Source organism: Fodinibius sp. SL11 (assembly GCF_052060035.1).
In the GTDB taxonomy this organism is placed as follows: domain Bacteria; phylum Bacteroidota; class Rhodothermia; order Balneolales; family Balneolaceae; genus Fodinibius.
This window is the reverse complement of sequence record NZ_JBPOEA010000018.1, coordinates 22724-34986: the sequence shown is the minus strand read 5'-3', so window position 1 is coordinate 34986 and position 12263 is coordinate 22724. Positions and strand designations below refer to the sequence as shown.

Here is a 12263-nt window from a genome sequence, read left to right as displayed (position 1 = left end):
AATGAGGGATCGGGATTTATTTAGTAAAAAGTCCCTCGAGAAAATATGCCATAAAAACCTAATATAAACCCATTTCTTGTTATGAATAGATTTTTACTAATATTCATCTTGTTACTGTCATTTGTGTTTATGTCTTGCGGGGGCAACAGTACCGGTCCTGATTCAGATGGCGATAGTGGTACAGATACGACAATGTATGACGTTGATTTAACCGGTAACCCGTCAGAAGGAGGTACCATTTCCCCGTCGGGACAAAATACCTATGAAGAAGGAGAGCAAATAGAACTACAGGCCCAAGCAAGTGAGGGCTATGTGTTTTCAGGATGGACGGGAGATATAACGAGTTCCGATAATCCTCATTCTCTTACTGTTGACCAAGACTATTCGATTACCGCAAACTTTGAAGTGAAAAGTTATGAATTGACGATTAACACGGAAGGAAACGGATCGGTTGATGAAAAAATAGTAGAGCAACAGTCAAAAGAATATGAACACGGTACCCTGGTTGAATTGAAGGCTGTGGCGGACAAGGGATACCAGTTTGTAGAGTGGACCGGTGATGTGACGGGCACAGATAACCCCGTCCAAATTATGGTAGAAAATCCCCGTGAAGTGACGGCTGTTTTTGAGAAAAAATCGTTTGGTGTAAATGTTACTACAAGCGGCTCAGGTTCTGTAGCACTGAATCCCGACCAGCAAGAGTTTTTATATAATTCGACTGTTGAATTAGAAGCTAACCCTGACCATGGATGGTCATTTGTAGAGTGGCAGGGCGATGTTAGCGGCACGGATACCCTTGTCACCGTTACCGTGGATACGGCAAAAACAATTACCGCGGTTTTTGATAGTCCATTTGCTGGGGGGACAGGGACAGAAGCGGATCCTTTTCAGATTTCAACTATTAAGCAGTTGCAGGCAATAAATAACGTTGAATATAGTTCGGATTACTTTATACAAATTAATGATATTGATGCCAGTGCAACGGCCGGTGGTAGTGGGGGTATTGAATTTACGCCTATAATGAATTTTGAAGGCTCTTATGATGGTCAGGAGTATACAATTTCAAATTTTACAATAAATAGCACCTCAGATTATATAGGGTTATTTGGATGGCTCAATAAAGGAGCCCAAATAAGTAATATTCGGCTTGTGGATGTAGATATTACTGGTGGAAGTAGTACTGGTAGTTTGATTGGCCATAATCTTGGAGAGATTAATAATTCATCTGCAACAGGAACGGTTCATTGCCTTGATGAAAGGTGTGGTGGATTGGTAGCTACAAACAGGGGAAGTGTTGAAAATTCTTTTGCAGATGTAAATGTTAGCTCTAACTCTGGATTAGTAGGAGGATTGGTAGGAATAAATAGAAATGAGATTATTACTTCGTTTGCACTTGGTGATGTCTCAGGTACTACTCAGGTAGGTGGCTTAGCAGGTAGTACTGATGCTAACGGAGAATCGGGATATTCCTACAGAATATTCAGATCTTATGCCCAAGGTTCTGTTGCAGGAGAAGATTACGTAGGGGGACTTATTGGAATACAATTTGACGGGAGTTATATCTCATCTGCGTATGCTACCGGCAAGGTAACATTTACTTCTGGTAGTAATACCTTTATTGGTGGTTTGGTCGGACGGTATAATTATAGTGGCGGCACTTTTGTTGAGTATTGCTATTGGGATAAAGAAAACTCCGGTCAAACCGAAGCCGTTTATGGCGGAGATAGTAATGTGACAGGTCTCACTACTGCACAAATGACGGGGTCGAATGCTGTAACCAATATGCCCGACTTTGATTTTGTTAACATTTGGCAAACCATTGATGCAGAGTATCCAGCCCTTTTTTGGGAATGATTGAAGTGTATTATATTTCTAATACTGTTAACAGGATGGCTGATTGAGTTCAGTCATCCTTTTTTATTGGATTCAACATATAAGGTTTGCCAAGTTATTTCAGAAAAAAAGAGGGGCTTTATCCAGTAAATTGCAACCGGATATAAGCTGAAATTATAAATGATCTCAAGCTATAATGTGTTAGGCGATTATAGTTAAAGAACGCTTGCATTCGGTTTAATTAATTCGATTATTTAAAACGATAAAAACCAATTAATTAATGTAGAGGTGCCTATGGGGGAATCCAGGGTGAAATTAGCTGACAGCCAGGAAGAGGTACAGCGCTTCATGAAGTATGTGCTAAAAGATCTACGAGCGCTGGATCGTATGCTCAATGAGGAAGACTGGTTCGAAACCGATCCTATTCGGATTGGGGCCGAGCAGGAGCTTTGTCTGGTTGATCAACAGGCAAAAGCATGGCCTCACAATATGGAGGTCCTCGAAAAGTTGCAGGGGGATGAGAACGGCGATTTTACAACCGAGTATGCCAAATACAACCTTGAAATAAATATGGAGCCCCTTGAGTTCAAGGGGAATTGCCTTTCCAAAATGGAAAGGAATCTGCAACAGCAGGTTGATAAGGTTCGTACTGCGGCGAATGAACTTGGTGGGGAGATCTTATTGACAGGGATCTTGCCTACGATTCGCAAGGTGGATATCGATCTGAAAAACCAGACGCCGCTGCAGCGCTACAGGGCTTTAACCCAAGCCATTAATAAATTGCGGGGCGGGGATTATGATCTCCGTATTCAGGGCATGGATGAGCTATTAATGAAGTTTGATTCCCCGTTGTTGGAAGCGTGCAATACGGGGTTTCAGGTGCACCTCCAGGTAGGCCCCGAAGAGTTTGTTCCCAAGTATAATATAGCACAGTTGGTTACGGCGCCGGTATTGGCTTCAACGGTAGGTTCACCTATACTTTTTGGCAAGCGACTGTGGGATGAGACTCGAATCGCTCTTTTTCAACAGTCGGTAGATACGCGAACAGTAGGCGATCACCTGAGGGAAAGTAGTCCGCGGGTAACATTTGGTAATGAATGGGTGGATAAGAGTATCCTCGAAATTTTCCAGGAAGATACCGCTCGGTATCGCGTGATGTTGAGCTCGGAAGTAACCGAAGATGTGGAGAAACTATTAGATGAAGGAACACCACCTGCGTTGCGAGCCTTACAGGTTCATAATGGGACGGTATATCGCTGGAATCGCCCCTGTTACGGGGTTACCGACGGTAAGGCGCATCTGCGTATCGAAAACAGGGTTTGTCCTTCAGGACCAACGGTTACTGATGAGGTTGCCAATTCTGCTTTTTGGCTGGGATTGATGAATAAGATGGGAGATTATCATCCCAATGTGGCCGAGGAGATGGATTTTGATGATGCCCGAATGAATTTTGTGGCGGCCTCTAAAATGGGACTCGATACAAAGTTTCGATGGTTTAATGATAAGCGTATTAATGCAGTGGATTTAATTACCGAAGAACTGCTGCCCATTGCCAGAGAGGGGCTACAGGAAGCAAATATTGATGACAGTGATATTACGGACTATCTGGATATTATTGAACAGCGTGTTACAATAGGGCAAACCCCATCGCACTGGATACTTAACAATTATGCTTCGCTGATGAAGGAGCATGGATCCAAGGAGCAGACGCTGGCGGCCATAACAACGGCGATGATCAAAAATCAGAAAAAGGGTGAACCGGTACATAAATGGGGACGAGCCCGCATGGAGGATTTGGGGCACTGGAAACCATCGAGTTTGATTGTTGAAGAATTCATGACGACCGACCTTTTTACGGTACAAAAAGATGACTTGCTGGAGTTTACGGCGAACTTGATTGATTGGCGCCGTATCCGGTATGTTCCGGTAGAGGACGACAAAAAACACCTTATTGGCTTGGTGACCATGCGGATGGTTTTTAATGCCTATTCCAAGTCAGTCAATCATGATGAAGAGGTTATAGAGACGGTCGAAGACATCATGATTGAGAATCCGATAACTATTCATCCGGAGGCTTCGATCATGGAAGCGATGGAGATCATGGATAGCCAACAGATCGGTTGTCTTCCTGTTGTAAAAAATAACAGGCTTGTAGGCATCATTACCGAACAAAATTATATGAAAATAACACGACGACTTTTAAAAGTTTTAGATCTGAATAACGAATCGAATGAAGAATCCGACGATAAGTAACATCGAAACAAAAACAGAGGAAGATCGGATTTTAGGGAATATTGAAGGTGATCCCGGTGGACCTACGGTTGTGCTGCTAACAGGGCTGCATGGAAATGAGTCGGCCGGGGTAGAAGCAGCTCAAAATATATTTGATATGCTCGTCGGTATTCGTCCGCGCATTCGTGGGCAATTGATTATTCTCAGGGCAAATTTGCCGGCACTTAAGCATAATGTCCGCTATGTCGATGAGGATATGAACCGCTTGTGGGTTCCTGCTATAATTGATCAGGTTCGTCATACTCCTGAAGCGCATATTGATTCAAATGAACGCAGGGAGATGAAGCGGCTGCTTCCAATTCTTGATGAGATACAAGAACGAAGTGAGGGGCCTGTTGTGTTGGCCGATGTTCATACATTTTCTGCATCTGGAAATATGTTTAGTATCACAAATTCTGATCCCCGGCAACGTAATTTGTTATCGAACTTGTATGTGCCCATGGTTTTTGGGATTGAAAAATCGTTGCAAGGCACGGTGCTGGGATATTATCAGAAGCAGGGCTTTATCTCATTTGGATTGGAGGGCGGCCAGCATACCAATGAGTTAACCGAATATAATATAACAGCTTCGCTGCTACTTTTGCTGCACGCTGTGGGATCTATCGAAAAGCAGTATGTGGAAAAAATTGCCGAGTTTGAACAACACCTTAAGGCCCATACACAAAACTTGCCGGTGGAAACGGAGTTGGTATACCAGCATATCATTCAGCCCGGTGATGGGTTTGCCATGCGGCCGGGCTACTCAAACTTTCAGCCTATCAAAAAAGGGGAGTGGCTTGCCAATGACAATGATGGAAAAATAATCGCACAGACCGATGGTTATATTTTGATGCCCCTATATCAGAAGCAGGGAAATGACGGCTTTTTTATCATTAAAGAGAATGAAGGGTAAAAAATTTGTTATTTTATGCCACTTGATAATTCAGCCGCAATCTAAAGAAGAATTATCCCTACAACGGGAACAGTTATGCAAGACTATCAATTTGTTGACGGTACGCGTCTTTCTTCGGTCATAGAAGCGTTGATTTTTGCCAGCCCGGAACCTATATCAGAAGAAAAAATTTGTGAGATCATTGCAAAAGGAGAAGAGAATTTGGGGCTGGAAGTGGATGCCATAGAACCATTTGTGGATAAGCTGAATCAGCGTTATGAAGAAAACGGACTTGCTTTTAATATCCAGCATGTGGCCGGAGGGTATACGTTTTCAACCAAGAAGCGCTTTGAGCCCTGGCTCAGTATTTTTCAGCACGAAAGTGCCTATCGCAAGTTATCGCAATCGGCCATTGAAACGCTTGCGATTGTGGCTTATAAACAACCCATTACCAAGCCCGAAGTGGATGATATCCGCGGCGTGGATTCAGGATATATGCTGCGTCAGTTGTTGGAGAAGGTGCTTATCGAAGTTTCGGGTCGGCTCGATGCGCCCGGGAAACCGCTCTTGTATCGCACGACCAAACACTTTTTGAAGCACTTTGGTATCAACTCGATTGATGAGCTGCCCAAACCCCGCGAGATTAATGAGATTCTCAAAGATGATGATATGGCCGAGCATCGCCAGTTTTTGTTTGATCGTCAGTTGGAACTTAAAGAACTGCAGGAAACAGCGGAAGATGAGGAAGCTACAGAAACGGCGATGTCTTTGATTGAAGCCGTTGAAAAAATTGATGAGGATGAAGTGCCCGACCTGGATGAGTATACAGCAGATGTGTTGCAGCTTGATGATGAGGAAGAAAAAGACGATGAGACCAGTGACGAATTAGAAAATGAATCGGATAATATCCGGGAAAATTTAGAGGATGAGTCGACGAAGAAAGAAGAGGAATAATCGAGGAAAAATAGAAGAGCCTGATCACCAGGTTGACCAGAATTATAGTGAAGACGAGGATATTCGTCTGAATAAATATATTGCGCACTGTGGATTTACCTCTCGGCGTAAAGCGGATGATTATATTGCTGCCGGCAAGGTAAAGGTAAATGATGAGGTGGTTACACAGATGGGCGTGAAAGTACAGCGCACCGATAAGGTAGAGGTCGAGGGACAGGTTTTGAGCCTCGAGAAATTTGCCTATATCCTGCTTAATAAGCCGAAAGATACCATCACCACCACTGATGATCCCCGAAACCGTGACACGGTGATGGACAAGATTAAAAACGCTACGGGTAAGCGAGTATATCCCGTGGGGCGACTCGATCGTCATACTATGGGACTGTTGCTCTTAACCAATGACGGGGACTTGGCCAATCGATTAATGCATCCCAGTTATGAGGTGCGAAAAACATACGAAGTGGAAACTGAGCGAGATCTGAGGGGGGATGAGCTTCAAGAATTATCCCAGGGTATTAAGCTTGAAGACGGCATGGCCCAAGCCTACAATATTGCCCGAACACCGGATGGTTTTGTACTCTCGATCTTTGAAGGTCGAAACCGACTTGTTCGTCGCATGGTTGAATATTTTGGCACACAAGTGAGCAAGTTAAAGCGAATCGAATACGCCGGTCTTACTCTTAAAAATGTAAAAATGGGCCGTTGGCGATATCTACGGAAAAGTGAAATTAATGGGCTGCGCAAATTGGTTAAGCTCGATCCCCTCGATTTTGATTAAGTAAAATAAGTGTCTCATACTGAATTCATTTCAGGATGACATGAGAAGCAAGCATAATTTTGGTCCGTTGCTATGCTGTGAATCAAAATCACATTAAATTGTAAACAAGCATGAAAATTGCATAAGTGTAGTTATATTCATGAAGGATATTAAAATTTCCAAGATTTCAGGTTCACTATTATCTATTGAGAATCTGCCGATTTATTATGATTTGTACCTTCCGAAGGATAGCAAACAGGAGCATTTGCCGGTCATACTATTTTTGCATGGCTTCAAGGGCTTTAAAGATTGGGGGGCATTCCCGGAAGGTTGCCGAGAGCTTAGTAAAGGTGGATTTGCTGTATTGGCAATGAACTTTTCGCTGAACGGGGTGGGTGAAAGTATGACCGAATTTGATCAGCTTGATCTGTTTGCCCGCGAAACATTGAGTCAGGATTTGGACGATATTGGTACAGTGATCAAGGGATTACAGGAGAAAATGATTACGGTAAAAGATGTGTCATTAGCTACAGACACAATCGGTGTTTTGGGACACTCTCGTGGTGGTCATACCGCCGTAGCAGCTGCAGCTGAATATCCTCAAATAAAGTGTTTGGCTACTTGGTCGGCAGTGGCTGATTACAATGCCCGCTGGAGCGATGAAATGATCAGCGACTGGGAAGAAAAGGGCGTCACGGAAATCAAGAATGGACGTACCGGTCAAATTATGCCGGTGAAAGAGATAGTTTATAAAGATGCTATTGAAAATGCTGATCGCCTGATGGCTGTAAAGCGCGTGCAGGAATTGGAAATCCCTGCACTGTTCGTTCATTCAAAGGGTGATGAAGCGGTGCCCTACAGTGAGGCTCAAAAATTGTATGAGCATTGTGATGCTGAGAAAAAGAAATTAGAGTTGATACCAGACTCGGGTCACACCTTTGATACCGCCCATCCATTTGAAAACGATCAATTGCCTGATCCATTTGCAAAAGTTGTAAACCTCACCAGAGACTGGTTTCAATCACATCTAAAATAAGTTTAGACGTAATCAGTTATTACAATAAAAAAGGTGAAGATTATCCGCTACATATCTCTCTTATTCTTTTTCTTTATATTTATTGTCGCCCGGCCAATCAAAGCCCAAGTTCCGGAGTTAATTAATAATCCGGATTTTAGAACAGATGCCAAAGCGGCCGTAGATTCGGTATATAACTTGAATTTCGAGGGCGCCCAGATTCAACTCAAAGAGTGGAAAAACAAATATCCCAAACATCCGCTCTGGACGCTTTTTGAGGGCATGCAATTATGGTGGACGGTATTGACCGATCTCCCCGATCGATCTCATGATCAAGAATTCTTTGAGATGATGAAACGCACTGATTATCAAGCCGGCCGGTTGCTGCACCGCCAGCCCAAACATGTAGACGGGCTGTTGATACGAGCAATAAGTAACGGTTATATGGCACGCCAATACGCGAATCGCGAAGAGTGGATTACCAGCATAAATTATGGTCGCAAGGCCATACAGGCATATAATTATCTCCTTGATATCCAGCCGGACCTTAACGATCTGAAACTTGCCGAGGGGCTTAAACTCTATTATCTGGATTATATTCCTGATGAATACCCCGTCGTAAAAACAGTGAGCTGGGCCTTGCCCGATGGGGACAAGAAAGAAGGGCTAAAAGCAATAGAAGAAGCATCAGAGAACGCCGTTTTTGCACGCGCCGAAGCCACCTATTTTCTGGGAAATATTCATTATAACTATGAAAAAAACTTTAGCGTAGCCGTACGCAGCTTCGAAGAGCTTCATCGTCAATATCCCAATAACAGTTATTATGTTCGGATTTTAGTAAAAAGCTATTACAGGCAATCCCGTTATGATGACGCATTGAGAGTGATCAATGAAAATCTCCAACGATGGAAAGAAAAAGGTCTTCCGGATATAAAAGTGGTTCAGGAAGAGTTGTTAACGTGGAAGGGACGAATTTTAGAGAAAAGAGGCCAAACAAAAGAAGCGATAACAAGTTTTAGCAAAGCATTTTCATTGGGAGAAGAGTTGCCGGATACTGAGAATCGTCCCTTTTATGTTGTCTCAGGTTATTTGGCCGGAAAAATATTGAAGGAGGAGGGGCAAATTGAACAGGCAAAATCCTATCTCGAAAAAGTCATTCGCGCAGAAGTGGAAAAAGATTATCGCACTCAAGCTGATAAACTTTTGCAGGAGATCAACTTCTGATGTTTTTTTAAAAAATTTAACTTAGCGACTTGAATTTAAAAATATTGTAATACCCTATTGATTATGTGCGTTAGTTTTTGAATTATAGCAGATAATAATAAGGGCATGGTATTGTTTAGATGAGTTAATCACTCAAGTGTTGGCTAAAGCATCTCTTACCTTTTTCCTTCAAAATCAAACCAAATATGAGATTACTATGAAGATCAAAGCTACAGTAATGCTTATGCTGTCTGCCTTTCTGATTTACGGTCTGACGTCTGAAGCACAGGCGCAAGAGCGTGAGATATCAGGGACAGTAACAGCAGCAAGCAGCGGCGAACCCCTACCGGGCGTAACAGTTCTGGTACAAGGGTCACAGGGAATTGGAACGGCAACCGACGGACAGGGAAATTATTCTCTCAATGTTCCGGAGCAGTACGATGTGTTAGTATTTTCCTATGTGGGTTTCGTAAGCCAGGAAGTTACCATTGGAAATCAAAACGAAATCAATGTACAGCTTCAGGAAGATGTTCAGCAGCTTGAGGATGTGGTAGTAGTTGGGTACGGTTCACGAATTAAAGAGGAAGTGACTGGAAACATATCATCAGTTTCTGGGGATGAAATTTCACAGATGCCGGTAAATAGTGTTGAGTCTGCAATTCAGGGACAATCAGCCGGAGTATTTGTAAACTCAAGCAATGGTAAACTTGGGCAAGGGATACAAATGCGGATTCGTGGTTCTTCTTCAATATCTGCAAGTAGTGAGCCTTTATATGTCATTGATGGGGTGCCAATGGTAAGTTCAAATGAATCTTTTAACGGTGCCCCTACTAATCCATTAGCTGATTTGAATTTTAACGATATAGAATCAATTGATATCCTAAAAGATGCTTCTGCTGCGGCCATTTATGGATCGCGAGCTTCTAATGGAGTCGTGATTATAACCACTAAAGGAGGGAAATCCGGCCAAACGGAGTTTACTCTTAACTATCAAACAGGTTTTAGTAATCCAACCCGAACCCGAGACTGGTTAAATGCCGAAGAATATGTTGAGCTTTTTACAGAAGCCGCGGCAAATTACCCGGGTGGTGACCTGTCAGGAGCCTATATTGAGGGTCAATTTGATTCATTTTCTTCGGGCACAGATTGGAGAAATGGGGAGGTTAATTCGGATTGGCAAGATGAAGCTTTTCAAGACGCTTCAATAAATAAATTTGATTTAAGTGCTTCTGGTGGTAATGAGCAGACAACATTTTATGTGTCTGGATCTTATAGTGACGAAGAAGGGATTTTAATTCGAAATAGCTTTGAGCGCATTAGTGGTCGATTAAACTTAGATCATAATGTGAATGACAATTTAAGATTGGGAACCAATTTATCATTGACACGATCAGTAAATAATCGAGTTTCCAATGACAATGGTTTTGCTACGCCTATACAGTTGGTTGCACTACCCCCAATAACGCCAATTTATGAGCCGGATCCCGATGCATTACCAAACTATCAGCCTACAGATCAGTTGAACACGAATACTCTGTACTTCAATAATTTGCTCTATAAGGATAATGCAAAGTATCAGGTGACCAATTATCGCAATGTAGGTAATGCTTATGCAGAATATGACCTATCTGATAATTTAGTCTGGCGATCTGAATTTGGAATTGATCTTTTGGAATTAAATGGAGAGGAGTACTATAATAGCAAGGTATCGCGTAATACAGGTGCTCCACTTGGATTAGGTTACAACCGTTTCGTTAGACGCGGAAATTACAATACCAATCATTACTTGACATTTAATGCTTCCCTGGCAGAAAACCATAACTTAGAAGCTATTGGAGGTTTTGAATATCAATATACCCAACGGGATGAAACTTGGGTACAGGGTGAAAACTTTCCCAATGATGATTTCCAACAGGTATCGGATGCCGCTCTACTAACTGGAGGTACCGCAAATGAAACGGCCTATTCCTTTTTGTCATATTTTTCTCGAGTAAATTATGACTACAACGGGAAATACCTCTTAACCTTAAGTGCACGAGTTGATGGTTCATCACGGTTTTCAGATGATAATCGTTATGGGTTCTTTCCCGCTGCTTCTGCAGGATGGGTGCTTTCGGACGAAGATTTTTTAGCCGATGTTGAAACAATCAGTTTCTTAAAGCTTAGAGCCAGTTATGGAATTACCGGGAATGCTGAAATCGGAAACTTCCCTTCACAAGGATTGTTCGGGTCCAGTACTTATTCTCGAATTTCTGGTATCCAACCAATCCAAATTGAAAACCAAGATCTGAAATGGGAACAAACTGCTCAGATGGATTTTGGAGTGGACTTCGGTTTGTTTGAAGATCGAATCACTGGTGAAATTGATTACTATATCAAAAATACAGAGGATTTACTCCTTAACGTAAATGTCCCGGGTGCAACTGGTTATGCAGTGCAAACAAGAAACCTTGGAAAGTTAGAAAACAAAGGGTTCGAACTTGTTTTAAATAGCGTAAATTCAGTGGGTGATTTTGCATGGAATACCAGCTTTAACTTCTCAATTAACCGGAACAAAGTTACTGATATTGATGGTCAGGTTATTGAGGGAGGCTATATTAACCGTGCTGTAGAAGGAGAAGCGATTGGTGTTTTCTTTGCCCGTGAATTTGCAGGAGCCAACCCTGAAAATGGTGATGCTATTTATTTCTTAAACCGTGAGCCAACGCAAGCAGAGCTCAATAATGGCACGGCATTTCAAGTGAACCAGATGCATGGCGACCGTTATGTAACGAACAGTTTTAACTCGGCCGAACGTGTCGTTATTGGTAATCCCAATCCCGATTTTACGGGTGGATTGAGTAATCGCTTCCAATACAAAGGGTTTGACCTGAACGTATTGTTACAGTTTGTTTATGGCAACGATATCTACAATGGCGGCGGTCGTTTCCAGTCAGCCAGTGCAGATTACTTTGATAACCAAACCAAAGATCAATATAACGATCGGTGGCAAGAGCCTGGAGATATTACTGATGTCCCTCAAGCACGACTCTTTGGAGCCAATGGGACTGGTGATTCCTCCCGATATCTTTCGGATGGTTCATATCTGAGGCTCAAAAAAGTAACATTTGGATATAACTTACCAGCAAATACGCTTGAAACAATTGGTTTAAGCAAGGCAAGAGTGTATGTGTCCGGTGTGAATTTATTGACGTTTACAAATTATGACGGATGGGATCCCGAAGTAAATACAGATTATCTGTCGGGTGGTAACTTGAGTTTAGGAAACGATTTCTATTCGGCTCCTCAGGCTCGGACGATTACACTTGGCTTGAATATTGGATTTTAAAACAAACTAT

At 42.5% G+C, this 12263-nt stretch carries 8 protein-coding genes; all 8 read left to right on the top strand.

The genetic code is table 11. The annotated features are described in order from the left end of the window. The first annotated feature begins 81 nt into the window (after window positions 1-81). A complete protein-coding gene (locus ACQ76V_RS14360) occupies window positions 82-1854 on the top strand; it encodes an InlB B-repeat-containing protein (RefSeq protein WP_441001203.1) in 1773 nt (590 codons plus the stop codon). A gap of 288 nt (window positions 1855-2142) precedes the next feature. Further along, a complete protein-coding gene (locus tag ACQ76V_RS14355; RefSeq protein ID WP_441001202.1) occupies window positions 2143-4086 on the top strand; it encodes a glutamate-cysteine ligase family protein in 1944 nt (647 codons plus the stop codon). Continuing rightward, complete coding sequence (locus ACQ76V_RS14350) at window positions 4064-5017, top strand: hypothetical protein (protein ID WP_441001201.1); 954 nt, start codon at window positions 4064-4066, stop codon at window positions 5015-5017. The genes ACQ76V_RS14355 and ACQ76V_RS14350 overlap by 23 nt, the downstream gene beginning before the upstream one ends. Window positions 5018-5092: 75 nt before the next feature. After that, a complete protein-coding gene (scpB, locus tag ACQ76V_RS14345) occupies window positions 5093-5950 on the top strand; it encodes an SMC-Scp complex subunit ScpB (RefSeq protein ID WP_441001200.1) in 858 nt (285 codons plus the stop codon). Continuing rightward, on the top strand, window positions 5922-6728 hold the full coding sequence (locus tag ACQ76V_RS14340) for a pseudouridine synthase (RefSeq protein WP_441001199.1): 807 nt from the start codon (window positions 5922-5924) through the stop codon (window positions 6726-6728). The genes scpB and ACQ76V_RS14340 overlap by 29 nt, the downstream gene beginning before the upstream one ends. Window positions 6729-6867: 139 nt before the next feature. Next, the gene (locus ACQ76V_RS14335) at window positions 6868-7743 is read left to right on the top strand and encodes an alpha/beta hydrolase family protein (protein WP_441001198.1); all 876 of its coding nucleotides are present in this window, start codon (window positions 6868-6870) and stop codon (window positions 7741-7743) included. 33 nt (window positions 7744-7776) lie between these two features. Continuing rightward, window positions 7777-8946: a tetratricopeptide repeat protein gene (locus ACQ76V_RS14330; protein WP_441001197.1), complete on the top strand. Its 1170-nt coding sequence runs from the start codon at window positions 7777-7779 to the stop codon at window positions 8944-8946. A gap of 196 nt (window positions 8947-9142) precedes the next feature. After that, window positions 9143-12253, top strand: a complete 3111-nt coding sequence (locus tag ACQ76V_RS14325; RefSeq protein WP_441001196.1) for a SusC/RagA family TonB-linked outer membrane protein — start codon at window positions 9143-9145, stop codon at window positions 12251-12253. Window positions 12254-12263 lie beyond the last annotated feature (10 nt).

What these genes read in the sequence shown, in the direction of transcription:
- ACQ76V_RS14340 (WP_441001199.1), top strand. Translation starts at nt 5,922, where the DNA reads ATGAGTCGACGAAGAAAGAAGAGGAATAATCGAGGAAAAATAGAAGAG.
- ACQ76V_RS14325 (WP_441001196.1), top strand. Translation starts at nt 9,143, where the DNA reads ATGAAGATCAAAGCTACAGTAATGCTTATGCTGTCTGCCTTTCTGATT.
- ACQ76V_RS14335 (WP_441001198.1), top strand. Translation starts at nt 6,868, where the DNA reads ATGAAGGATATTAAAATTTCCAAGATTTCAGGTTCACTATTATCTATT.
- scpB (WP_441001200.1), top strand. Translation starts at nt 5,093, where the DNA reads ATGCAAGACTATCAATTTGTTGACGGTACGCGTCTTTCTTCGGTCATA.
- ACQ76V_RS14350 (WP_441001201.1), top strand. Translation starts at nt 4,064, where the DNA reads ATGAAGAATCCGACGATAAGTAACATCGAAACAAAAACAGAGGAAGAT.
- ACQ76V_RS14360 (WP_441001203.1), top strand. Translation starts at nt 82, where the DNA reads ATGAATAGATTTTTACTAATATTCATCTTGTTACTGTCATTTGTGTTT.